Below are 25,811 nucleotides of genomic sequence, written 5' to 3'. Positions count from 1 at the left end.
TATGCATATTTTGATAACTCGTCCAGAAGGAAAAGGCACTGAGCTTGCACTTGAGCTTCAGCAGGCGGGTTATCAAACGACCCTGTGCCCAGTATTGACGCTTGATTATCTTACGCCAAGTAGTCAAGCACTCGCGCCGCTTGAAAATGCCGACAAAATTATTTTTATCTCACAAGATGCCGTTCACGCATTATTAAAGCTTACCCCCACAATTAACAAAACTGCGCAGCTTTATGCGGTTGGCCAACAGACGGCAGATGCGATACATGAGGCATTTGGGCGACGCGCAGCAGTTCCTAAAAAACACGACTCCGAGGGCTTACTTGCACTTAAAACACTGCAAGATGTAGAGCTTAGCAATATTGTTTTAGTGAAAGGAGAAGGTGGGCGTACCACAATAGCAAAAACATTAAAACAACGTGGTGCTGTGTTAAATCAACTTGTTGTTTATAAGCGACGTGCCATAGAAAGCGAATCAGGTAAGTGGATGGACCACTGGCAAACAGCGGGTGTAGAGGGTATAGTCATTACAAGTAATGCGGCTGTTGATGCCATTTTTAATGGCTTAAATGAGTCACAGTTGGCATGGTTGAAGGGGTGTCAGTTTTATGTTGCTAGTGAACGTATCGCTGAATACCTACAACAAAAAAATGTCATTAGAACACATATACATATTGCTGCAGGGGCTAGTGATAGCGCTATGTTCGCCTGCATTAATCAGCAAGGTAGCAAAATGAGTGAATCAGATCTAAAACAGTCAGCCAAACCTGCTGCGGCTGAACCAGCAAAAAAGGCAGCAGCGGCTAAGCCTGCATCAAACCAAGTGGTTCAGCATAAAAAAGGGATAAGTAAAACCGGTAGTTTGGCACTGTTGATTTCACTTCTCGTTGCTTCAGCGGTCGGTTATGAGTTTTACCATAAACTGAATAGCGATCAGCAGTCTACTCTGGCATTTAACGAGCTGACAACTGAAAACCAACGTCTACAGCAACAACTCGATGCCATCAAGAATGCTCAGCAAACTCTGCAACAAGCTTTGTATAATAGCGAGCAAAAAGTCGCGGATACGTTGCGTGATAATGCCGAACAAACTCAGCAACAACTGCAAGCCGCTTTAAAGCGTGCTGAGCAACAAAGCTATACGTTAAACCCACAAGAAGTGACCAGTCTGCAGCGTATGGCTGAGTTTAAGTTGTGGGCTGAGCATGACTTTCGGGGAGCGGCTGCTGTTTTATCACGATTAGACAGCTTATTAGCAGAGCATCCTGGTACGGGGGCTATTCGCCAAGCAATTCATCAGGACTTACAAACTTTGAACGGCATTGACCCAGTGGCTGTTGAAGCGATTTATTTAAAGCTGCATGGCATCAATCAAAAAGTCGATGAGTTGGTATTTAACGCGATTTCATTACCTGAAGAAGTCAGCCAGGACGATCCTAATCAATTAAGTGAAAATGTCAGCGAATGGCGTCAGAATCTTGCAAAGTCGTGGCTGCAATTCAAAGATTTTTTTGTCACGGTTCGTACGCGAGAAGACATGGTTGTGGCGCCGTTTTTAAGTGAGCAAGAGCGTCATTTAGTTAAACAGCGTTTAAGGCTCTATTTAGCACAAGCTCAGGATGCGATTTTAACCAAGCAAAGTAGTGTGTACTTTACAGCGGTTGAAGCGGCACATGCGCTTGTTAAAGACTACTTTAAGCAAGATGATGCCGTGACTAAAGCTGCATTAAAGAGTTTAACTGAGCTTTCTAAAGAGCAACTCGATTTTAATCCTAACGTGTCATTGCAAAGTACGGAGCAGGTGAAGGAGTGGGCACAATGATCCGCTTTTTATTGCTGATAATTGCGATTGCAGTCTGTTTAGGCATTGCTCCTTTTTTTATAGATCAAAAAGGCTATGTACTGATTGCGTTCAATAAAACGACCATCGAGGGCACTATATGGGGGGTTGCAGCCCTTATTGTGCTGGGGTGTGGTATTGCTTACTTAGGGTATAAGTTGGTGCGTTATTTATGGTCGTTATATAGCCATACACGGCATCGTTTTTTTGCCCGCAGTGAAGAGCGCAAACAAGCGGCTATTGAACAAGGCGTATGGAGTTTGATTAATAACGACTACGCAGAGCTTGAATTAGCACTGGATAACAACAGTGTCGCAGAGCCGTGGACCGATATACGTTATGCACTGCTTGCCAAAGCTGCACTGGCGAATAATAACAGTGAAAAAGCGATTAGCTATCTTGATAAAATCAACCAAGCAAATCAATTAAAAGTGGCTAATTTATGGCTTGCTAGCGGTGAATGCAGCACGATCTTTGCGGAATTAAAAACGTTAGCCGAGCGCAAAAAAGCAACAAACCTAGAGCTCAAAATGTATGCTCAGGTATTAGTTCAAGAGCAGAAATGGTCTGCGCTTGATGACTTTATGCCACGATTACTGCGTAAAAAAGTGCTCACAGAAAAAGAATGGCAACAGGTGTTTGACCGTTATTTTGCAGCGCAGGCTGACACCTCGTTAACCGAGCGTTTTGAGCAACTGACAAAGAACTTAAAACCAATGGCAGAAGTAAGTTACTTAAAAGCCATGGCGCGCGCAGGAAAACTAAATAAAATAGAGCTAAGCTTAATTAAAATGATTAAAAAGCCTCTGCAACATAAAGACTTAGCTCGTATTCTTCGCACTAGTGCAGCAGGTGATGCGCTAAAACTGCAGGCCAGTTTGCAAGATGTATTGAAGAAAGACACCGAAAATACCGACCTTCTTCTTGCGCTTGCGTGTTTAGCCAATGCGCATGGCGAATACGATTTAGCTGCACGTGTGTTTGATAAAGCACTGAACGCAACGAATCGTGACGACTACTTACAGCAAGCCGTATTGAGTTACAGTAAGAGTGGGCAACCAGACAAAGCATTGGTTCTGTATCAATAATTTTATGACTGCCAGTTAAGGAGTGATGGCTTGAAAAATGCGTTTACGTTAACAATAAGTATCGCTCTAGCCTACTTTTTTACGGGGTATTTAAGCAATTCTTTACTGGCAATCGACGGCTATGCTGTTGCAGCTTGGCCTCCATCGGGTATTGCTCTTGCCAGTATTTTACTCAGCCGAAACCGAGCACTCCCTGGGGTTTTGCTGGGTGCATTTCTGGTTAACTTAATTCATTTAGATAACGTATCCGACATTTTGCATTGGCAGATAATGCTGCAAGCAATCGGTGTAACCCTTGCCTCAACTTTTCAAGCTTGGCTTGCGTATTACATTATTATCCATTTAGTAAAAAATCCACTCGAACTTTCTTCGCTAAGACAAAGCGTACAAGGGCTGATTATTGGCGGTCCATTGTGTAGCTTAATAGCTGCCTCTGCAGGCACCGCATTATTGGTTATCAATGATGTGATCCCCCATTATATGGCGTTAAACAATTTTGTTGCTTGGTGGATTGGTGACAGCATTGGTGTACTGATTTTTACTCCATTGGTACTGGCTGCGTTTAGTTACAATCACATTCAACAACGTGTTCAAATTATTGTGCCGTCTCTGGTGATTTACATGATTATTTGTGTCAGCTTTTATGGCGCATCAAGTGTAAAAAAAGCTAAGGACGAGCAACGTCAACAGACTAAAGTAAGTGCCATTAAGACTAATTTAGAACACCGTGTTGGTGAAATACAGTCTCATCTAGCGTTACTGGCGACATTTTTTGCTAGCAGCGATGACGTTGATTTTAGAGAGTTTAAGCGCTTTACCTCTCGACAATTGCAAGATAGCACCGAAATAGCGGCATTTGAGTGGGCACCCAAAGTCATTCACTCACAGTTGAGTAATTACGAAAACTTACTGCGCGATGAGTTAGGTGACGACTATTACGTAAAAGAAAAAAATACTGAAGGTGAATGGCAAGCTGTCAGCAAACGCGATATTTATTTTCCAGTGCAGTACATTCATCCCTTGATTGGAAATGAAGCAGTGAAAGGCTTTGACTTGGCCTCAAGTGCGGTCCGTTTTGAGGCGCTGACCAATTCGCGCTTGAGTAAAAGTGTCACCGTCAGTGAACCTATTTCGCTCATGCAAGGGGGTGGGAATGAACGGGGAGTGCTGTTTTTCAACCCTGTGTATGCGGATTTACACCACCAGGTTGGTTTTAAAGGTTATGTTGTGGCTGTCGTTAACTTAGAGGTTTTGGCACAAACGCTTAACTACAACCAAAACACCGATATTGATGCCAGTTTTTATGATATGACGGATGGAGATAATCCCACCGAAATATTCAGTCCGCAGCGGGTTGGTACAAAGGTAATAGCGCATTTTAATTTCATTGTTGGTGAGCGTGTTTGGCAAGTAAAGCTGTGGGAGCCGGTTAAGCAATCCTCATGGCTTGTGTATTGGTTTGCGCAAATAGTGGGCATGTTATTCGTATGGTTGCTGATTACGTTTTTAATCTCGGTGACGGGCACGAATATTCAAATTCGTCAGCAAGTGGCAAAACAGACACAAAGCTTACGAGAAGAAAAATTAAAAGCCGATAAAGCCAGTCAAATTAAAAGTGAGTTCTTGGCTAATATGAGCCATGAAATCCGCACCCCAATCAATGGTATCAAAGGGTTACATTATTTGGCGTTACAAGAGCAAGATTGGCAGCAAGCCCGTGCTTATATCGAACAAGCAGATGGTGCGCTAAACGTGTTACTGCGCGTTCTTAATGATGTGCTAGATTTTTCGAAAATCGAAGCTGGGCGATTAGAGCTGCACCAAGAACCTGTCGATATTAATAGCTTAATTAATGAGATCAGTAATTTAATGCAGTTTGAACTGAACTCACGCTCACTTAATTTTGTGGTTGATTACGACCGAAGTGAATCATTAGTGATTCAAACAGATGCTATTCGGTTGAAACAAATTCTGCTTAATTTACTTAATAATGCCGTTAAGTTCACCCCTGAAGGCGAGATCACGTTACGAATTTGGCAAGAAAATAAGATGACTTATTTTAGCGTCATTGATACGGGCATTGGAATTAAAAAAGAGGTGCAGGAGCAGCTATTTCAACCATTCTCTCAAGCCGATAGTTCGACATCTCGCCGCTTTGGCGGTACGGGACTCGGTTTAAGCATTTGTAAAAAGCTTATTGATTTAATGGGCGGAGACATAAGCCTAACGAGTGTTGAAGGGCAAGGCTCTACCTTTACATTCACAGTGCCGTTTGAGTCGCCTTTAGAGGCTGTCATCCACACGGATGACGTGCTATCAGAAATTGACATTTCGGCGATTTCATTTGCGAATGTGGCTATTTTATTAGTGGAAGATAACCCGCTTAACCAGCATGTGGCATGCGCTATTTTAAAAACAAAAGGCTGCCTTCCCGATGTTGCCAAAGACGGTCACGAAGCAATTAAGATGATTAGCGAAAAGAGTTATGATTTAGTACTCATGGATATTCAGATGCCGAATATGGATGGCTTGCAAGCAACGCAAGTTATTCGTAATGAATTATTAATAAATGACCTGCCAATTATCGGCTTATCAGCGAATGCGCATGATGATGATTTGAAAAAAGGGTTGGCCAGTGGCATGGATGGATATTTAACGAAACCCATTGATGCCGATAAACTCTTTAAAACCTTGTGGTATCACTTACAAAATAAATCAGTGAATTAATGCAGACAATTGACCTCAATAAAGTAAATAAAATCATCTAAACTTGAAATATCAACGCGGGTACGTATGATCCGCGAAAACTGACTGAACTGAGTGCCAATTATGATCAACAACACACTTCCTTTGCTTGATATTCATCGCCACCTTGATGGTAATGTTCGACCACAGACAATTTTAGACTTGGGTCGACAGTTTAATCTTGCGCTACCGGCAGACCATATTGACGCACTTATTCCGCACGTACAGGTGATTGACCCTGAACCTAATTTAGTGGCGTTTTTACAAAAGCTTGATTGGGGTGTAAAAGTGCTGGGAGATTACGATGCGTGTCGTCGTATCGCAGTCGAAAATGTTGAAGATGCATTAGCACAAAAGCTTGATTATGTTGAGCTGCGTTTTAGCCCTTATTACATGGCGCAAAGCCAAGGCTTACATCCACAAGGTGTTGTGGAAGCGGTTGTTGATGGTGTTAAAAGTGCTTGCCAAGGTGCCCCGATTAAAGTGAATTTGATTGGTATTATGTCACGTACGTACGGGACTGAAATTTGCCAACAAGAACTTGATGCACTGCTTGCATTTAAAAACGATCTTGTGGCGGTTGATTTAGCTGGAGATGAAATGGGGTTTCCCGGAGAGTTGTTTGTTAACCATTTTAAGCAAGTACACGATGCTTATTTGGCCGCGACGATTCATGCTGGTGAAGCGCGAGGCAGTGACAGTATTTGGCAGGCAATAAATCAGCTGGGTGCGACGCGTATTGGGCATGGCGTAAAAGCCATTGAAGATCCAAAACTTATGGACTATTTACGCGATAACCGCATCGGAATTGAATCTTGTTTAACCAGTAATATTCAAACCAGCACAGTGGCTGAATTGGCAAGTCATCCTTTAAAAACATTTTTAGATCACGGTATTTTGGCGTCAATTAATACGGATGATCCCGCCGTGGAAGGCATTGAAATTGAACATGAGTATCGTGTCGCTGCGCCCGCTGCGGGCTTAACCCAAACAGACATAGAAAAAGCACAAGCGAATGCGCTTGAAATTGCTTATTTGAGTAATGCCGATAAAGCCGCTTTAAGAGAGTTAGCTGCAAACCGCTAATGAGCAGCAGCTAGCTACAAAACTTATACTTGATGCTCTTGGCACGAGACATAGTTCTCATAAAGTGCTTTGAGCACATCGCCACGGCTGATCATGCCAACCACTTTGTTACCTTCAACAACTGGGTAGTTTTTGGGTTTGCCGGTCTTCATGCCGTCGGCAAGCTCAATGATATTTTGATCAATACTCACGGTGACGACATCTGTTCGCATTAGCTGTTTCACCTTTACCACACCATCGCAGAAATAACTGTTTTGCATTAGTGGTTGTAGTAATTCTTGCTCAGAAATAAAGCCAACCAAAGCTTTATTATCATCAAACACCGGCGCGCCTAATAGTTTAAACTTTTGCAGCTCGCTAATGGCGGTGGTCATTTCGGTTTCGGGTGTAATATGTGGCAACTTACGTTGCATAAAATCTTGTACTTTTGTATTTAGCATTTGGGTCTCTCCCCATCATTATTCTACATAAAGTATGGTCAAGGAAATGCAGTTTGTGAAATCGTTATACGGATTTAAGTGTGAGTTAAAATAAATAAAAAAGGCACCCAGTAAACTGGGTGCCTTCATAGCAAGAAAGGATCACTTACTTTATAAATGCAAATGCATCTGCGTACATGTTTTCACGAACTGCACCATGTGCAATAAAGTCATCACGCACAATGCCAATCATGTCAAAACGGCCAGCCATATATATATCGTATGGCTCAAGAGACACTATATCAGCCATGACCGCTTTGTGAACAAAGCCTGTTTTGCCAGACCAACTTGCAGGGGCATTTTCAACAACGGGAATGTATTGAAAGTGAGGGTTACTCTCAGCCCAAGCTTGCATTTCGTCATGGGCATAAAGAGCCGATTCTTCACGCACACCCCAGTAAAACAACACGGGGCGATCACAGCCTATTTCAGCTAGGTGATCAGCCATCGATTTTGCATACGAAAAGCCCGTACCGCCCGCTAATAAAATGATAGGGCGTTCGCCTTCAGTGCGAAGTTGCGACACACCTAAACCAACTTCAACGTTAACCTGTTGTTGTTCTGTATGAGCGTGACGTAAGTGTTCAAGTGCCTGCATTGCATATGAATCCGCACCTGATGCGCCTATGTGTAATTCAATTTGCTCAGTTTGCGATGGGCGACTAGCAATTGAAAAGGCACGCTTATCTTTTTCGCCTAATACAAGTTGCATATATTGGCCTGCCTCGAATGACACAGGTTGCTGTGGTTTCAAAATGACCTTATGTACGTGGTCTGTAAGCGGGCTGATCGCAACAACGTCAGCGAGTAATGTTTGCATAGTTTACCTTTATAAAGCAGAGACGCATAACCGATTGCGAGTGCGCTCACAACCGTTAATTTTTGAGCAGTTTATCACAGACACAGCTTAGAGAATATCTAAGCTGTCCCATATTTCATCAACACGATCTTTAATTTTTGGGTCCATTACAATGGGCTCACCCCATTCCCGATCGGTTTCTCCAGGCCATTTATTTGTCGCATCCATTCCCATTTTTGAGCCTAGGCCAGAGACGGGTGATGCAAAGTCTAAATAGTCAATCGGTGTATTTTCAATCAGTGTGGTATCACGGGCAGGATCCATGCGTGTGGTTATCGCCCAGATCACGTCATTCCAATCACGTGCATTTACATCGTCATCACAGACAATGACAAACTTTGTATACATGAACTGGCGAAGAAATGACCACACACCCATCATTACGCGTTTTGCGTGGCCTGGGTATTGTTTTTTCATGGTCACGACAGCCATACGATATGAACAGCCTTCTGGGGGCAAATAGAAGTCGACAATTTCTGGAAATTGCTTTTGTAAAATAGGCACAAAGACTTCGTTTAATGCCACGCCTAATACCGCGGGTTCATCAGGTGGGCGACCTGTATAAGTACTATGGTAGATTGGATTTTCACGATGCGTGATGTGCGTCACTGTCATAACAGGAAACTCATCTACCTCATTGTAATAGCCTGTATGGTCACCGTAGGGGCCCTCTGGGGCTGTTTCACCCGGCATAATATAGCCTTCTAAGATAAACTCAGCTGTTGCAGGCACTTGCAAGTCATTGGAAATAGATTTAACCACTTCGGTTTTACTACCGCGTAACAGGCCTGCGAATGCGTATTCACTGAGTGTATCTGGTACAGGTGTTACCGCGCCAAGAATAGTGGCAGGGTCTGCGCCAAGGGCTACCGACACTGGGTATGGCTCGTTCGGGTGTTCTTTGCACCACTCACGGAAATCAAGCGCGCCACCACGGTGAGATAACCAGCGCATAATGATTTTATTCTTACCTAATAATTGCTGACGGTAGATACCTAGGTTTTGGCGCTTTTTATAAGGTCCTTTGGTGACCGTCAGACCCCATGTGATAAGTGGTGCTGCATCACCCGGCCAACAGTGTTGAATAGGCAGTTTTGTTAAATCAACGTCATCGCCTTCAAGAATCACTTGTTGGCACGCTGCTTTTTTAACTTCCTTAGCTGGCATATTTAACACTTGTTTAAATACGGGGATTTGACCTAGCGCCTCTTTAATTCCTTTTGGTGGCTCAGGCTCTTTTAAAAAGGCCAGTAACTTACCGACTTCGCGCAGTTCACTCACATCATTTTGCCCCATACCCATCGCAACACGCTTGGGTGTTCCGAATAAGTTGGCAAGTACAGGAATTGAGTGGCCTTTTGGATTTTCGAATAATAGGGCAGGGCCTTCAGCACGTAAGGTGCGATCGGCTATTTCGGTCATTTCTAGGTAGGGATCAATCTCTTGTTTGATCCGCTTTAGTTCACCCTTTTGTTCTAATAACTCGATAAATTCGCGAAGATCTTTGTATTTCATTTTGGTCGCTTAAACGCTGAAAAAACTGTCGCTATTATACTCAAAATCAATCTTTAAGCTAATTTAGCAGGGAGAATTCGCTGTTTTATTGGGCGAGAGCACAGTGGTATTTTTTACCTCTCAAAATGAGCATAGCCTCAGGACCTTTAGACCAAAAAAGTACGGTGTCATTACTGTACTTTACACCCGAGGCGCTGACTTGTCGGCTTAGTAAAAAAGACTCTTGTTGAAATGAAAGTGTTGCTTGCTCTTCATTGATGTCGGTAATACTCGCGATTTCTTCATCGCACTTATAATTGTTTGGCGCACTTTGCTCGGCACAAGCACACAAGGTGACTAAAGCGAGCCCTAAAGTAAGTGGCTTAATCATGGAAACACCCCTGTTTTAATGAATCTACCCAAACCATTGGAAATGTGTTTCTTCAGATGGTGTGGATTTATAAGCCTAACAAAGAAAAATTAACCGTTGGTGAAAATACCAGGATAAGTTATGTTGTTATTGAAATTAATGGGCAAGGAGCTGCTATGGCTGGGACTAACTTATTAACCTTACTTGATGATATTACAACGCTTTTAGATGATATTGCGACGATGAGTAAAGTCGCAACTAAAAAAACAGCAGGGGTATTGGGTGACGACCTAGCACTCAATGCGCAACAAGTAACTGGGGTCACGGCTGATCGAGAATTACCCGTAGTCTGGGCTGTTGCAAAGGGATCGTTTATCAATAAAGCGATACTGGTGCCTGCCGCATTATTGATTAGTGTGTGGTTACCTTGGCTTATCACGCCGCTTTTAATGATAGGTGGCTTATTTTTGTGTTTTGAAGGTGCTGAAAAAATTATTGAAAAGCTGTTTGATCACACAAAAGCTGAAGATGAATCTGTCATCGAACATCAAGACTTGCACGAATACGAAAAACAGAAAGTGAAAGGGGCTATTCGCACGGACTTTATCCTCTCAGCCGAAATTATTGTTATAACCTTGGGCACTGTTGCTGGTGCAACACTGGTTAATCAAGCATTGGTGTTAACGGTTATTGCAATCATTATGACTATCGGCGTTTATGGTCTCGTTGCAGGCATTGTAAAACTTGATGATGCCGGTTTGTATTTGCTGCAAAAAGCCCAGCAAACAGGCGGGAAATTTAAACAGTTATTAGGCACCTTTTTAGTCGCGGCAGCCCCTCAGTTGATGCGTTTTTTAGCGTTCGCAGGTACAGTTGCAATGTTTTTGGTTGGTGGTGGCATACTCGTTCACGGCATACCTGTGTTACATCACGCTCAGCAAGGCGTGAGTGAGTTTGCACTTACTTATCTTGGTAAAACAGGGGAAGTTGTTACACCGATTTTATTCGATGGTTTGCTTGGCGTCGCTGCGGGGATTGTGGTGGTGCTAGTGGTTGAGTTGTGGCACAAAGTTCGTCAGTAAAAAGAAGTATATTAGACCATTATTGTTAATTTTTTGTAGCTTGAATAGGGGCTTTGTTTTATTCTTACTAAGTTATAAAAATAAAAATAAATAGTTAAATGGAGTTAATCATGTCTCGATACCTCGCTATTATACTGGGGATGGCATTATCTTTAATGTCGTTTATCAGCTTAGCTAAACCTGTAAAACTTTCAGTAGAAGACTTCAGCAAAGGCAGTGAGTTTAGCCGCGTTACTATCTCACCAGATGGCAGCTATATTGCTGCAATTAAAAAGCATGAAGGTAAGAATTCACTTATATTTGTCGATGTAACAAAGTTTGCTGTGACCCATGCAGTGACTTTTCCTGATAACGCACAAGTCGGTGAATACCATTGGGTTAATAACGAACGCGTTATTCTAGAAAAAGAATATTTAAAAGGCTGGCAAGATACCCCTATTTATTACGGTGAATTATTTGCCGTAAATGTTGATGGTAGCCGTGGTAAATATGTTATTGGTTATCATGGCGAGCAGCAAACAGGCTCCCGCTTAAAAAAACAAACTCCGGTGCAAGGTACTTCATATCTCTTAGATCCATTACTGAATGATGATAAAAAAGTCTTAGTTGTGACTTATCCTTGGACAGCGAGTAATGAACCAACCACCGTTGTTTATGAAGTGGATGTTTATCGTGGGTTACGTACTTTGATAACCCGTTCTCCAGCACCTATGGGGCGCTTTTTAACAGATCATGATGGTAATGTACGTGTTGCAGTATCTAGTGATGATTACCTAAATGCTACCCTACATATTAGAGAAGCTGATGGTGGCTTTTGGAAAGAGTTTGACTTAAAAGGTGTTAACTACACAGATATTACACTTAAGGCGTTTGATAAGTCAGGGGAATCTGTCTATGCCACAGCATCAAAAGGTGGAGAAGCAGAAAGCCTAATTAAAATTAACCTTAAAACTAAAGAAGTAACGAAAATCTTTCAAGATAAATATGTTTCTCCTTCACATATTTGGGTTGATGAAGTTAGCAAAGAGTTATTTGCGATAGAGGTTGAAGCTGACTACCCGAGCTATGCGTTTGTTGATAATAACGCAGCAAAATCACAACGCCTTAAAGACATGTTGGCAGCGTTACCTGGGAGCCAAGTACAACTGATTAGTAGTACTAAAGATGGTATAAAAAATATTATTTTTGCTTCCAGTGATATAAACCCCGGCCAATATTACCTATACGATGCGAGCAGTAATAAGTTACAAGTATTATTCTCTGCTCGTAGTTGGATCAATCAAGATGATATGGCGCAAACTACACCACTACGTTTTAAAAGTCGTGATGGCTTGACCATACTAGCTTATCTGACGGTGCCAAATGGCATGGCTGAAAAGAACTTACCGCTGGTAGTATTGCCGCATGGTGGTCCAATAGCACGCGATTATTGGGGTTATGATCCTGAAGTACAAATGTTAGCGAATAAGGGTATTGCTGTACTTAAGGTTAACTTTCGTGGGTCTGAAGGATTTGGGATGAATTTCCAGGAAGCTGGCTATCGTCAGTGGGGGCAAAATGTTCAGTACGATATTATTGATGGTATAAATTTGCTTATTGCTGATGGTACTGTTGCTAAAGATAACATCTGTATTATGGGAACTAGTTTTGGTGGCTACTCAGCATTACAAAGCGCCGTTTTAGAGCCCGATATGTTCAAATGTGTGATTGGCTTAATGGGGGTTTATGATTTACCACTAATGTATGAAGAAGGTGATACACAAGAGCGCAGAAGTGGGATTAATTACTTAAAAACTGTGATTGGTACAGATGAAGTACAGCTAAGAGCGTTTTCACCTGTTTACAATATAGATAAGCTAAAAGCGCCGGTACTTATTGTTCATGGTGGTGAGGATGAACGTGCACCTATTGAACAAGCAGAATCTTTAGAGGCCGCACTAAAAAAAGCAAAGCACCCTTATGAAATCACCATTATTGATGATGAAGGTCATGGTTTTTATAAAGAGGAGCACCGTACTCTTTACTACAAAAAGGTATTGGCGTTCTTAGATAAACATTTAAAACTATAAATAAAAAGTGCCGGCGAGAAACCTCGCCGGCAAGAAATTAGCACGGGAACGTAAGCGTGCTAATGTGCAGGGTGTTCCTTTAAGCTATATAAACCCAAAGGTGTTTGTCTTCTGGCACTCATAGAACCCCTAAAATAAAGCAGGAGAGTTATTTTGCTCTTTCTATCTATACTTCATTATGTACTAATTAAAATATGCTATAACGTAACCTTTTTGATGTAAATAACCAATGCGTTTGTTATTCATTGGTTTACTTTATTGGATGTTATAAAAAGTGGATTTAATTTGTGTTTAAATTACTGCAGTCGTAGCTTAGGCATAATTCAGCAAGTTCAATTTTAGCTTTGAGGTTGCCTTGTTGTGTGGCTTTATTGAGCCAATAGGCCGCTTTTTCTAGACTTTTTTGAGTGCCTTGACCATCGCGATACATTTGCCCTAAGTTAAGTTGCCCCCACGAATAACCCCCCTCTGCAGAAAGCGTAAAACTGTCTAGCGCTTCTGTGTAAAGCCCATCTTTAAAATAAGTGATACCTTCTTGATTGTGCTTATCAAGCTTTACGCCGGTATATAAGGGTTTCGGCTTTGGTGGGTGCATTACAAAGCCTCCGAATAAGCTATAAAGCTCAGGGCGCATGATTTTGTAAATGCTGTTGTCTTCATAAAATTGCTGTATTTGTTCTTTGCGAAAGGTCATGGTTTTACTTGAGAAATAATTATCTTGGACCAACATGCTTGTGCGCATAGCAATTTCAATGTCTTTATTATATTTGTAGGTGTAATTACCGACACGAAAGGTCATGTTGTCATTATCAAATTCAACCAGTTGTGCCACTTTTAAATTATTAATCCGTTTTGGGGTGTCGGTAAATTTGTCAGCGTGGACAAAATACGTGTCGAACAGTTTTGGCTTATTTATATAACTAACTTCGTTCGTAGTTTGTTGATGAACACCAAGCACAGTTTGAATTAAAAAATAGCCTAAAAGTAACACGCCGGCAAAGTACTTAATAATCGAGAGCATTTCTAAAGTAGGAAGTGCGTACCAAGACACGGGAGTCATATAGCCACAATCATCACACTGGCGCTGATAACTGATTGATAGTGGGATAACTGGCAAAATAGTAAAACGCAGTATCTTGCTGTGATTGGTTAATGAATAATGCTCGCTTTGACAGTGGGGGCATGTTTTAGGTTGTTTGTAAAAAACATCAGCAGCAGCAGTATTAAAAAGTAGCATAGTGTCTTCCTTGGTAATAACTACAAACTAGAACAAATGCAGCAAGTTATAAAGATGCAAACTGTAACCAAATATGAATTTCAGTATGAAAGGCTTTTCACTTAGAGAATAAACCCATTCTCTGCTATGATCCTCTGAATCTTCGAGGATATCCCTCCACTATCAAGTTTGGAATGTTACTGTGACTGCTACTGCTTTTTCATCGTTGGCTTTGCCGCAAGAGTTAATCGATAATTTATCGACCTTAGGTTATTCACAAATGACGCCAGTGCAAGCGCAAAGTTTGCCGGTCATTTTGCAAGGAAAAGATATTATTGCCCAAGCTAAAACTGGCTCAGGGAAGACCGCTGCATTCAGTTTAGGCGTGCTGGCTAAATTAAATGTTAAACGTTTTCGAATCCAATCATTAATTCTCTGCCCAACGCGTGAATTAGCTGAGCAGGTTGCAGAAGAAGTCCGTAAGTTAGCGCGTAGTATTCACAATATTAAAGTACTTACTTTGTGTGGTGGCGTATCAATTGGACCGCAAATTGGTTCGCTTGAACATGGTGCACATATTATCGTAGGTACACCAGGGCGGGTCGATGACCATATTCGTAAAGGAACATTGCGCTTAGATGATGTTGAAACTTTAGTGCTTGATGAAGCCGATCAAATGCTCGACATGGGTTTTCAAGATACCTTAGATGCGATTGTTGAATGCATTCCAGCCCAGCGTCAAACATTATTGTTTAGTGCGACGTATCCGAAATCAATAGCAGCAATTGCAGAGCGTGTATTGAGCAATCCTGAGACGATCAAAGTTGAAGAAGAGCAGGCAAAGAGCACAATAAAACAGTACTTTTACAAACTTGATAATAACAAGCAGCGCTTTAATACTTTAAAACTTTTACTGTTAAAGTTTCAGCCAGAAAGTTGTGTGGTGTTCTGCAACACGAAAGTTGAGACTCAGCAAATTTGTGATGACCTTTTTGCTGAAGGATTTAGTGCCGTCGCATTACATGGTGATTTAGAACAGCGAGAACGAGAACGTACATTAATTCGTTTTTCTAATAAAAGCGCCTCAATTTTGGTCGCGACGGATGTTGCTGCACGCGGGCTTGATATTAATGATATGGATATGGTGGTGAATTACCACTTAGCACATGACCCTCAAACACATGTGCATCGTGTGGGCCGCACCGGGCGTGCAGGTAAAAAAGGGATTGCCTGTTCAATTTATGGTGAAGCTGAGCAGTTTAAAGTGGCACAAATAGGTGATCACTATGAAAAAGATTTTGAACCAGAGCCTATTCCGCCGTTTAGTTTATTAGAAAAGCCAGCTTATAAGCCTACAATGGCAACGCTTATGATTGATGCAGGTAAAAAGCAGAAAATTCGTGCGGGTGATATTTTAGGGGCGCTAACGGGTAAAGAAGGGGTCGCGGGACACCAAGTTGGTAAAATAAATGTACTTGATAATGTTGCCTTTATTGCTGTTGAGCGTGCTGCTGTTAAGCCTGCTCTGCGTAAATTAACAGAAGGTAATATTAAAAAGCGTAAAATACGAGCTCGTCGATTAACGCGCTAAAATTAATGTGAGCAATTCGCCTTGAGTTGCTCATATTCTTGCCGTATTTTTTTGAACTTGGTAGCAGAACCTTGTCGATCAGGGTGATACTTTAAGGCGAGTTGTCGCCACCGTTTTTGCAGCTCTCTATATGAATAATCTGCAGGGAGTTGCCAGTGTTGTATGATCGGGTAAAGTTGCTCAGCTGATACTTGAGTAAGACAGAAGCGATTGTGTGTGCTAAAACGTTGCCAAAATTGGTCAAGTAATGCATCAATGACGTCTCGTGACGTGTCATAGTTTTGCCAATCTAAATAATATGCTCTTAGCGGATCGTCTTTTTCTGGACGGTCTGTAGGGCATGTATCTATAAGCTCTATATGAAGCGATGCAATCTCTAATCGCTGGGTCGGGGCTAGCTGTGCTTGTAACTGATACAATCCGTTCATAATTAGAAAATTACGTTTAAAGAGGTCTTTTTGCGGGTCTTCATCGAGTTGCTTAAGATAATTCGTCTCTCCCAGCGCGCTGGCTAGCGTATGCACCTTCCAAGTAGACTGTCGTAGAAGAAGGTAAAAAATCTCATCAATCAGTGGGTTAACCATTGTTCGTAGGCCAATGTTTAGTGTAATCTTAAAGTATATACGCTAACACAGCTGCGTTATTGAAACTACGATCATGTTTTAGGTTTAAAGGAATGCATTTGGCGATGCTTTAGCGAGTTCTGCTAATGCACGCTTGGTTGATTTTTAGGGATATAAACATATGTACATCACATTGCGCCTCAGCTTGCTTTATTCAACGCTCGCGTGTGTCTGTTTGTTTTTTACGTCTCCTAGTTTTTCATCTCACTCATTGTTTGAGCAGTTTACGCAATCACAGCAATGGGATGAGAAAAAACAACTTTCAATAAAGCTGCTAGCCGCACCTAATATCACATCCGATGAAAAATTAGAGGTTTATCTACAGTTAGCTGACTTTGCACTAGAGAAAGATAATTTCTCTGCTGCAGTGGAACACTATCAACTGGCTGCAACATCAACCTCTTTTGAAGAGCATCCACAACGTTATTTTCAAGCTCTTAAAATGCAAGGTGTGACCTATTATTATCAAGGGTTAATGCAGCAAGCCGTGAGTGCGTATATGCGAGCCTTGAGTGTTGCAAGAAATATGGAGCAGCCAATTTCTGAAGCTAATCTTTTGAGTAATATTGGTCTTGCTTACTTCAATATGTTTAATATGAATCAAGCGCTTGATTATTATAAACAAGCGAAAACGATTTACGATAAATATGGAACAGCACAAGATAAAGCTGATATTTTGCACAATATAGCGGGTATTTATATCCGTTTGTCTAGCTACGATATTGCACTGGATATGTATCGAGAAGCACTGGCTATTTTTCAAAAGCTTAATGATGAAGATGGTATCGCTCAATCTTATGGCAATATGGGAGTGGCTTACTCAGAGCTTGGTGAGTATCAACTGTCATTGCATTACTACCAGCGTGCTTTGCGCCATTACCAAGAAACGAATGATGCATACTACCTGTCCTCTCGACACGGTAACATTGCTAACGTGTACTTGCGAACGGGCGATCTTGAGATGGCCTTAAGTCACACGGAAAAAGCGATAAAATTCGCAAAGCAAATTGATAATAAGGGGCTCGAGTTAGCGGGGTTATTATCACAAGCGAAAATCGAGCTGTTACAAGGGAAGTTACCTGAAGCAGAAGTCACGCTTAACACATCTGTTAGTATGGCGAAAGAGTATAAAGATGAGCTCAGAGTACTCGATGGTTTGGGTATGCATGCATTGATAAAAGCGGGTCAAGGAGACTTTGAAAGTGCAGTGTCATACTTTGATAGCTTTGTTCGCAAAATGAATGCATCTAAAAATGAACAGCTTTTAAAATCATTGGGTAAACTACAAAGCCAAATTCAAGCCAGTCAGTTAAATCAAGAAATTGTCGATCTTAAGCAACATCAGCATGTGCAAGAGCTTGAAATGTCTAAACAACGCCAGCTAACGATCATGCTGTTCATTTTGTTTGTAATGATTGTTGTGACAGGAATTACTATTTACCGACGCAAGATTGAAAAAGAGGCGAAGGAGCAACTCTCTTTAATGGTGGCTAAGCGCACCCAAGAACTTGAAGAAATTGCAGAGCAGTTGCGTAGTGCAAATGATATCAAAAGTCAGTTTCTTGCCAATATTAGCCATGAAATCCGCACTCCACTGACTGCTATTCTTGGTCAAACCGATCATTTAATGAATGGTCTTTATAAGCCTGAGAAGTTGAATGAAGAACTTGCGGTTATTCAAAAACAAAGTGATCACTTAAAAGAGCTTATTAATGATGTACTTGATATTAGTAAGATTGAGGCGAATAAACTTGAGTTGAACTTAGAAGAGGGCAACTTAGTGGAATTACTGACAGATGTGCATTCTATGCTGAGCGGTCAGGCGAAAGAGAAAGGATTAAAATTTGCGTTTCAAAATCAACTTGGTGAGCAGTTTTTCAGCTACTTAGATTTTACGCGTGTAAAACAGATATTAATAAACTTATGCGCGAATGCCATCAAGTTTACTCAGCAAGGAGAAGTTGAGTTACATGTATCGCGCGTCGAGCAAGGCATTGTGTTTCGCATTAGAGATACCGGCATTGGCATGAATGCTGAGCAATTGAAACTAATTTTTGATTGCTTTAGTCAGGGTGATAACAGTATTAGTCGTCGTTTTGGTGGTACTGGGCTTGGACTTAGCTTGTCGCAGCAATTGGCGATGATGATGGGCGGGTACATCAGTGTTGAGAGCGAGGCGAATAAAGGCAGTGAGTTCTCTTTTTACTTACCCTGTAAAGAACTTGAGCCTGCGGCGTATATTGATGACAATCAAGCGATTACACACTCAGCTTCTAAAGGATTGTCAGGCAAAGTATTACTTGCCGAAGATCACCCAGATAACAGACGCTTAATTTGCCGTTATTTAGAATCTATGGGGCTAGAAGTCATTACAGCAGAAAATGGTGAGCAGGCTGTTGAGCAATGTTTAAAAGAGTTCCCAGATGTGGTGTTACTCGATATTCAAATGCCAGTACTTGATGGTTTAAGCGCATTGAAGCTATTACAAAAATGTGGCTTTACTCAACCTGTATACGCATTAACTGCGAATGCGATTAGCCACCAAATTGAAGGTTATTTAGAAGCGGGTTTTACTGGGTATCTTGCTAAGCCAATCGATAAAAAAGTGTTTTACACGCAGCTTGCAAAGCATTGTAAAAGTACCTCTCAACTAGCTAATTCAATGCCCGATACGCGTGATCTTGTCACTAGCTTTATCAATAGTTTTGCCTACGAAGCGGACTTGATTCAGCAGCATTTCTCAGCGGATGATTTAATGAGCTTACAACAAGATGCTCATCGAATTGGAGGGGCTGCAAAAATGTTTGCCTTAGATGATATTGCACACAGTGCTTTAGCACTCGAGCTGGCCATAAAAAACAAGACAGCGTTTGAAATTAATCACTTAGTAACGCAACTACTCGAGCTTATGCACTGCACACGTTTAGCTCAAAATAGCTCAATATCACCATCTTGAGCTTGTTTTATTTCTTCGTCATTGATGAATCGTGAGCGGTCTACTCGCTTTTTTAAATCAATGCTAGGGTAGGTCACTTTAAACATCGACAACTTATTATCTATTGAATGTGCGAGATTAACGAGATCCTTACTTGAAACGGCTTGAATTTGCGTGCTGGATAATGCATCTGAGTTAATTTCAACCATAGAGTCAATACTTGCTTGTGCTTCATCAGACATTTGGCTTTGCAGTGCAACTTGTGCGTGAATACTTTCTGATAAAGCATCGATGGCTAACATCGCTTGTTCTATTTTATTTGTTTCACGTGTTGATTCGTCAGATAGCTTAACGGTGTGCTCTGTTTCTTTTAATGCCTTTTGCATCAACTGATTCGCTTGCTCAGTATTATGCTGAATTTTAGCAACCATATTTCGAACTTCTTGTGTTGATTTGCTTGTGCGTGCAGCTAAGTTTCGAACCTCATCAGCCACTACTGCAAACCCTCTTCCTTGCTCGCCTGCTCGGGCTGCTTCAATGGCGGCATTAAGAGCCAATAAGTTAGTTTGTTCGGCAATACTATTAATGACCTCAATCACAGAACCTATTGCGTCGCTATCTTGCTTGAGCAAAACAATTTGTTGGCTTGTTTGATTAATATTATCGGCGAGTTTTAATAAACTTGATTGACTCTTATCAGTGTCTAAACGGGTTTGTTTTACGGAATTCGTGGCATTAGAAACCGCATGATAAATTTGCTCTAAACTTCGATCGAGCTCTCTTGATACGTCAATGGTACGCTTTATTGTAATGGCGAGATCGACACCGTGAGCATCTTGAATCGTGGCTTTTTGGGTCATAGAGGCATAAGTGTCTCTTAGTGCATCCGCCATAGGGAGCAATCGCGCAGAAGAACAATAAATCTCTCCGAGCAAGTGCTCTACTGTGGTTAAACTTTCATTTAATGCATGGCATGCTTGCGGTAAATTAGGGTTATTTTCATCAAAACGAAAGGAGAAGTTAATACCTTGCTCTGCGGTCATATTCGTCGCAAAGTCATTTAAGAAGTCCAGCTGCTGCTTGTCTGTCGAATAGAGACTATAAATCATTACTGCCCACGGTCCACAGATAAAGAGACTGAGTATAAGTAGAGCCGAAGTAGAGAAATCAAACACAGCAAAACTAGCAATACACCCCAGTAAGCTTGTTAAAAACAGAGCGATTGCTATTTTAATGCGCGTCATTGAGTGTTCCTAAGCATTTCATCTCATTATTTATAGAACAGCTTTCAATGAAATTCCATTTATATTATGAACTTATATTAACCTGAAATAACACTTACCCACGTGGCTAAGTGACAGTGGTTGTTATCAGTGATAGATATTTCTTATTTAGAACAACAAAATAACAAAAGAGTAGGCAGGGGTATTACTTGCTTCAAATAGAGTATTGAATGCAGCGAATGGTATCAAAGGGGCTTCTTTTGGGCAAAAAAAATGCCTGTTTAATACAGGCATTTACTTAAAACATTCAAATGTGATTATTGACGTTTCATTGAATCGAAAAACTCGTCATTGGTTTTGCTCATTGACAGTTTATCAATTAAAAATTCCATCGCATCAATTTCTGACATGTCATGTACGATCTTACGTAAGATCCACATTTTTTGTAGCTCATCAGGTTTAGTCAGCAACTCTTCGCGACGTGTACCAGAGCGGTTAAAGTCAATGGCAGGGAATACACGTCTTTCAGCAATCTTACGATTTAAGTGTAATTCCATATTACCAGTGCCCTTAAACTCTTCGTAGATAACTTCGTCCATTTTCGAACCAGTATCAATAAGCGCTGTCGCGATGATTGTCAGGCTTCCGCCTTCTTCAACGTTACGTGCCGCACCGAAGAAACGCTTAGGCTTATGTAATGCGTTTGCATCAACACCACCGGTTAGTACTTTACCCGATGAAGGAATTACCGTGTTGTATGCACGAGCAAGGCGTGTAATTGAGTCAAGTAAGATAACCACGTCTTTTCTGTGCTCTACAAGGCGTTTTGCTTTCTCGATTACCATTTCAGCAACCTGAACGTGACGGCTTGCAGGCTCATCGAATGTTGAAGCAATCACTTCACCTTTTACAAGGCGCTGCATTTCGGTTACTTCTTCAGGACGTTCATCGATAAGTAATACCATCAGCTCACAGTCTGGTTGGTTATAACTGATCGATTGGGCGATATTTTGCAGAAGCATCGTTTTACCTGCTTTCGGTGGTGCAACGATAAGTGCGCGCTGACCTTTACCAATTGGCGAGGCTAAATCGAGTACACGCGCTGTGATGTCTTCTGTACTACCATTACCGCGCTCCATACGTAAACGTTCATTTGCGTGGAGTGGAGTAAGGTTTTCAAAAAGGATTTTAGTGCGTGAGTTTTCAGGTTTATCGAAGTTTACTTCATTTACTTTCAGTAAAGCGAAGTAACGTTCACCATCTTTCGGTGGACGAATCAAACCGGAAATAGAGTCACCAGTACGCATGCTGAATCGACGGATTTGACTCGGAGATACATAAATATCGTCAGGACCGGCTAAGTAAGATGCTTCAGATGATCTCAAGAAACCAAAACCATCTTGTAAGATTTCTAATACACCGCCGCCATAAATGTTCTCACCGCTTTTTGCGTGTGCTTTAAGAATGGCGAAAATAATGTCTTGTTTTCTTAAACGGGCTACGTTTTCGAGCCCCATGGACTCAGCTAAGTTTACAAGCTCTTTGATAGACTTGTCTTTTAATTCGCGTAAATGCATATTGGTGGGTTCTTTATTACAATTGTCATACTCAAAATCGTCGTTTGATACATGAGTGAGGTTTGTTGGTATAACTAAGGATTAGTTGGCTTTATAAACTAGCAGGTCACTAGCAAGGCGTCCAGTCTTTAAACAAAATAAAGCTAAAAAAAGGGCAAAAAGCCCTTTTTTTATTATTTCATTAGATGTTGTTTTCTAAAAACTCAACTAATTGAGTCTTAGAAAGGGCACCTACTTTAGTGGCTGCAACTTGACCATCTTTGAAAAGAAGAAGTGTAGGGATACCACGAATACCAAATTTAGGTGGTGTGCCTGCATTTTGGTCAATATTCAGTTTTGCAACGGTAACACGACCATCAAAATCGCCTGCTACTTCGTCAAGAATTGGGGCGATCATCTTACAAGGTCCGCACCATTCTGCCCAAAAATCAACAAGTACAGGTTTGTCTGATTGAAGTACGTCAGCTTCAAAGCTATCGTCAGTTAATTGAATAATTTTCTCGCTCATTGCGATCTCCGATAAGTTAGGCGAAATATTTAATGCGTATTTAAACACTCTTGTTTCTTATTGCAAGTTTAAACGTTATGCTTAAACGCTATGACTAAGACACATTTGACCGATAAAAAGTTTTCAGACTTTGCTATCGCACCGGAAGTGGTTGCCGGTTTAACCGAAAATGGGTTTGAATATTGCACACCCATACAAGCTAAATGCCTACCTTTTATTTGTGAGGGCCGTGATATTGCGGGTCAAGCACAAACAGGTACGGGCAAAACGTTGGCGTTTTTAACGGCCACGTGCCATCGGTTATTACAATCTAGCAAAGCACCTAGTAAACATCCAAGAGCCCTGATCATGGCCCCTACGCGGGAGCTGGCGATTCAGATACACAAAGATGCAAAAATTTTAGCGCCACATTGTAATCTTAACTTAGGATTAGTATATGGTGGCGAAGATTATGAAAAACAACGTGCACAACTAGAAAAAGGCGTTGATATTTTAATTGGGACGACTGGACGCCTTATCGACCTTTATAAGCAGGGCTGTTATACCCTGAACGAAATTGAGGTTGTTGTGCTTGATGAAGCGGATCGCATGTTTGATTTAGGCTTCATTAAAGACATTCGTTATATGTTCAGACGTATGCCGGAAGCATCTGAGCGTTTAAATTTATTGTTTTCAGCGACCTTATCGTATCGTGTACAGGAATTAGCATTTGAACATATGACTAATCCTGAGCATGTACAAATTGAACCGGATGTGAAAACAGGTAAGCGCATTCAGGAAGAGCTCTTTCATCCATCACAAGATGATAAAATTAAGTTGTTGTTAACCTTAATTGAAGAAGAATGGCCTGAAAAAGCCATTGTGTTTGCAAATACCAAACACAGTTGTGAAAACGTGTATGCGTGGATGAAGGCGGATGGGCATCGCGTTGGGTTATTGACTGGTGATGTTAACCAGAAAAAACGTCAGTCAATTCTGGCGCAATTTACCAAAGGTGATTTAGACTTTTTAGTTGCGACCGATGTTGCAGCGCGTGGTTTACATATTCCAGAAGTAAGTCACGTATTTAATTTTGATTTGCCAGATGATTGTGAAGACTATGTACACCGAATTGGACGTACAGGACGTGCTGGCGCATCAGGCCATGCAATCAGCTTTGCCTGCGAACAGTATGCTTATAATCTTCACGAAATCGAAGAATACATAGAGCACAGCATTCCATTATCACATTATGATAAAAGTGCATTGCTTGATGATTTAACAAAGCCTACTATTCAGAAAAAGCGGAACTATTCAACAGGCCCACGTAATCGTAATAACAACGGACGTCGACCAAATAATAGTTACCAAAAATCACGGTCATCATAACTGGCCGTTGTTTAAGACGTAGTAGTAACTAGAGGTTTTTGAACGGTGGGGCAACTTCAACCGCAAAAAAATGTGTATGCAGTTATCGATTTAGGATCAAACAGCTTCCATATGCTGATTGCCAAATCGATGGCTGGCGGCCTACAAACTATTGGCCGAGTCAAACGCAAAGTAAGGCTAGCAGCAGGACTTGATGAAAACAATGTTCTAAGTACTGAAGCCATGCAACGAGGCTGGGAATGCCTCGCCTTGTTCGCTGAACGTTTACAAGATATACCAAAGAAAAATATCACCATTGTTGCAACCGCAACACTGCGCCTTGCTATTAATGCCGATGTATTTCAACAAAAAGCTGAGAAAATCCTTGGCCATAAAATCAATGTTATAAGTGGCGAGTTAGAAGCAAAGACTATCTATAAAGGGGTTGCTCATACATCTTCATGTGGTGGTCGACAGCTGGTTATTGATATTGGTGGAGCAAGCACTGAGGTTGTCATTGGAAAAGGTTTTGACGCGTTGCATTATAAGAGCCTCAACATGGGGTGTGTCACTTTCCTTGAGCGCTATTTCAAAGATCAAAAGCTTAGTAACAAAAATTTCAATACCGCTATTAAAGCAGCGCGAGATGTTGTTGAAGATATTGTACCTGAATATAAAGCTGCTGGATGGGAGATTGCCAGTGGTGCATCCGGTACAGTTCAAGCCATTCAAGAGATTATGGTTGCGCAAAACCAGGATGAGTTACTAACGCTAGATAAACTGTTAGCAATTAAAGAACAGTCAGTCACGTTTGACACCATTGCTGATCTTGAATTACCTGGTCTTAGTGAAGAGCGTCGTTTAGTGTTTGTATCTGGACTTGCAATTCTTATTGCTTTATTTGAATCGTTAGAAATAAAGCAAATGGGGCTTGCGCGCGGTGCATTGCGTGAAGGTGTGTTATATAGCATGGTGCCTGAGCTACATAATCATGATATTCGCAAACGCACCGTTGATGGTTTAATGAATCGTTACCATGTTGATCAAAAACAAGCGTGCCGAGTAGCGCAACTTGCGGAACAACTGGCAATAAGTGTAATGAACCAATGGCAATCAATGGATAGTAATGCGATTGCACTGTTAAAGACTGTGGCAAAATTGCATGAGATTGGTTTGCTAATCGAATATAAGCTTTACCATAAACATACGGCCTATATATTAGAAAACACAGACATGCCTGGCTTTTCACAGTCAGAGCATAAACTTATTACAGCAGTAGCGAATGGGCACCGGGCTGATCTTGCAAAAAATAGCTTTGCATATCTAGGGTGTAATGAGCAATTAGCTGAATGCCTAACACGTATCATTCGGATCGCAGTGATCTTATCGATGCGTCGCCAAGACGATGTATTACCAGCGCTAGGTCTAAGTGTAGATAAAAATGCGCTTATACTGACATTTGATAGTGATTGGTTAAAATATCACCCACTAATGGCAAGTGAGCTACAACTAGAGTCCAAGTTACAAGCGAAAGTTGGTTGGAAGCTCATAATCAAATAACTAAAAAAGGCCCTTCAGGGCCTTTTTTAGTATTGTTTTTACCCGTTTCGTTCGTATTTTGCACGAACAGTCATTTTTTTCATAAAAACGTAAAAAAACAGTTGATCTGAATTCGGATC

General features: G+C 41.3%; 19 protein-coding genes. 10 read left to right on the top strand and 9 right to left on the bottom strand.

The window, feature by feature from the left end:
* Position 1: 1 nt before the first annotated feature.
* The 4 genes from ACSSVW_RS17905 to add all read left to right on the top strand — a co-directional run bounded on the left by ACSSVW_RS17905 (position 2) and on the right by add (position 6,759).
* Positions 2 to 1,822, top strand: a complete 1,821-nt coding sequence (locus ACSSVW_RS17905) for a uroporphyrinogen-III synthase (RefSeq protein WP_074989626.1) — start codon at positions 2 to 4, stop codon at positions 1,820 to 1,822.
* Positions 1,819 to 2,928 (top strand): heme biosynthesis HemY N-terminal domain-containing protein, encoded by a 1,110-nt coding sequence (locus ACSSVW_RS17900; RefSeq protein WP_065978890.1) that lies wholly within the window; start codon positions 1,819 to 1,821, stop codon positions 2,926 to 2,928. The genes ACSSVW_RS17905 and ACSSVW_RS17900 overlap by 4 nt, the downstream gene beginning before the upstream one ends.
* 30 nt (positions 2,929 to 2,958) lie before the next feature.
* Entirely contained in the window at positions 2,959 to 5,655 is a 2,697-nt protein-coding gene (locus ACSSVW_RS17895) for a CHASE domain-containing protein (RefSeq protein WP_036974432.1), read from the top strand.
* A 102-nt stretch (positions 5,656 to 5,757) separates the two neighbouring features.
* The gene (add, locus tag ACSSVW_RS17890) at positions 5,758 to 6,759 is read left to right on the top strand and encodes an adenosine deaminase (protein ID WP_065978891.1); all 1,002 of its coding nucleotides are present in this window, start codon (positions 5,758 to 5,760) and stop codon (positions 6,757 to 6,759) included.
* A gap of 23 nt (positions 6,760 to 6,782) precedes the next feature.
* Here add and ACSSVW_RS17885 read toward each other — a convergent pair whose 3' ends face one another.
* The 4 genes from ACSSVW_RS17885 to ACSSVW_RS17870 all read right to left on the bottom strand — a co-directional run bounded on the left by ACSSVW_RS17885 (position 6,783) and on the right by ACSSVW_RS17870 (position 9,982).
* The gene (locus ACSSVW_RS17885; protein WP_036974436.1) at positions 6,783 to 7,199 is read right to left on the bottom strand and encodes a CBS domain-containing protein; all 417 of its coding nucleotides are present in this window, start codon (positions 7,197 to 7,199) and stop codon (positions 6,783 to 6,785) included.
* A gap of 145 nt (positions 7,200 to 7,344) precedes the next feature.
* Complete coding sequence (gene fre, locus ACSSVW_RS17880) at positions 7,345 to 8,058, bottom strand: NAD(P)H-flavin reductase (protein ID WP_075594385.1); 714 nt, start codon at positions 8,056 to 8,058, stop codon at positions 7,345 to 7,347.
* Between the two features lie 87 nt (positions 8,059 to 8,145).
* On the bottom strand, positions 8,146 to 9,612 hold the full coding sequence (gene ubiD / locus ACSSVW_RS17875) for a 4-hydroxy-3-polyprenylbenzoate decarboxylase (protein WP_036974440.1): 1,467 nt from the start codon (positions 9,610 to 9,612) through the stop codon (positions 8,146 to 8,148).
* 85 nt (positions 9,613 to 9,697) lie between these two features.
* Complete coding sequence (locus ACSSVW_RS17870; protein WP_227006855.1) at positions 9,698 to 9,982, bottom strand: MliC family protein; 285 nt, start codon at positions 9,980 to 9,982, stop codon at positions 9,698 to 9,700.
* A 155-nt stretch (positions 9,983 to 10,137) separates the two neighbouring features.
* Between ACSSVW_RS17870 and ACSSVW_RS17865 the strand changes: the two genes are divergently transcribed.
* Together ACSSVW_RS17865 and ACSSVW_RS17860 are read left to right on the top strand one after the other, a co-directional pair.
* A complete protein-coding gene (locus tag ACSSVW_RS17865; RefSeq protein ID WP_454179852.1) occupies positions 10,138 to 11,043 on the top strand; it encodes a DUF808 domain-containing protein in 906 nt (301 codons plus the stop codon).
* Positions 11,044 to 11,153: 110 nt separating this feature from the next.
* Positions 11,154 to 13,112, top strand: coding sequence for an alpha/beta hydrolase family protein (locus tag ACSSVW_RS17860; RefSeq protein ID WP_454179851.1), 1,959 nt, complete (start codon positions 11,154 to 11,156; stop codon positions 13,110 to 13,112).
* A gap of 280 nt (positions 13,113 to 13,392) precedes the next feature.
* On the opposite strand, the gene ACSSVW_RS17855 is transcribed toward ACSSVW_RS17860, so the two are convergent.
* Complete coding sequence (locus tag ACSSVW_RS17855) at positions 13,393 to 14,349, bottom strand: tetratricopeptide repeat protein (RefSeq protein ID WP_196857509.1); 957 nt, start codon at positions 14,347 to 14,349, stop codon at positions 13,393 to 13,395.
* A gap of 181 nt (positions 14,350 to 14,530) precedes the next feature.
* Between ACSSVW_RS17855 and dbpA the strand changes: the two genes are divergently transcribed.
* On the top strand, positions 14,531 to 15,919 hold the full coding sequence (gene dbpA, locus ACSSVW_RS17850; protein WP_036974444.1) for an ATP-dependent RNA helicase DbpA: 1,389 nt from the start codon (positions 14,531 to 14,533) through the stop codon (positions 15,917 to 15,919).
* A 2-nt stretch (positions 15,920 to 15,921) separates the two neighbouring features.
* Here the strand turns inward: dbpA and ACSSVW_RS17845 are convergent, their stop codons facing one another.
* Positions 15,922 to 16,503 carry a DNA-J related domain-containing protein gene (locus ACSSVW_RS17845; RefSeq protein WP_454179850.1) on the bottom strand — a complete coding sequence of 194 codons (582 nt, stop codon included), beginning with the start codon at positions 16,501 to 16,503 and terminating at the stop codon, positions 15,922 to 15,924.
* Between the two features lie 160 nt (positions 16,504 to 16,663).
* Between ACSSVW_RS17845 and ACSSVW_RS17840 the strand changes: the two genes are divergently transcribed.
* Entirely contained in the window at positions 16,664 to 19,498 is a 2,835-nt protein-coding gene (locus ACSSVW_RS17840) for a tetratricopeptide repeat protein (protein WP_196857511.1), read from the top strand.
* On the opposite strand, the gene ACSSVW_RS17835 is transcribed toward ACSSVW_RS17840, so the two are convergent.
* From ACSSVW_RS17835 to trxA, 3 genes are all read right to left on the bottom strand, one after another.
* Positions 19,471 to 20,721 (bottom strand): methyl-accepting chemotaxis protein, encoded by a 1,251-nt coding sequence (locus tag ACSSVW_RS17835; protein WP_196857512.1) that lies wholly within the window; start codon positions 20,719 to 20,721, stop codon positions 19,471 to 19,473. The two genes, ACSSVW_RS17840 and ACSSVW_RS17835, sit on opposite strands and share 28 nt — an antisense overlap.
* A 296-nt stretch (positions 20,722 to 21,017) precedes the next feature.
* A complete protein-coding gene (gene rho / locus ACSSVW_RS17830) occupies positions 21,018 to 22,277 on the bottom strand; it encodes a transcription termination factor Rho (RefSeq protein ID WP_083633683.1) in 1,260 nt (419 codons plus the stop codon).
* Positions 22,278 to 22,458: 181 nt separating this feature from the next.
* A complete protein-coding gene (trxA, locus tag ACSSVW_RS17825) occupies positions 22,459 to 22,785 on the bottom strand; it encodes a thioredoxin TrxA (protein WP_036974472.1) in 327 nt (108 codons plus the stop codon).
* Positions 22,786 to 22,875: 90 nt separating this feature from the next.
* Between trxA and rhlB the strand changes: the two genes are divergently transcribed.
* Both rhlB and gppA read left to right on the top strand, forming a co-directional pair.
* Positions 22,876 to 24,153 carry an ATP-dependent RNA helicase RhlB gene (gene rhlB / locus ACSSVW_RS17820; protein ID WP_036974450.1) on the top strand — a complete coding sequence of 426 codons (1,278 nt, stop codon included), beginning with the start codon at positions 22,876 to 22,878 and terminating at the stop codon, positions 24,151 to 24,153.
* 45 nt (positions 24,154 to 24,198) lie between these two features.
* Positions 24,199 to 25,692 (top strand): guanosine-5'-triphosphate,3'-diphosphate diphosphatase, encoded by a 1,494-nt coding sequence (gppA, locus tag ACSSVW_RS17815; RefSeq protein WP_036974452.1) that lies wholly within the window; start codon positions 24,199 to 24,201, stop codon positions 25,690 to 25,692.
* The last annotated feature ends 119 nt before the right edge of the window (positions 25,693 to 25,811 follow it).

The sequence above is a fragment of the Pseudoalteromonas sp. MBR-15 genome (assembly GCF_053628915.1).
The sequence above is the reverse complement of the archived record's forward strand: the minus strand, read 5'-3'. Positions and strand labels throughout refer to the sequence as shown.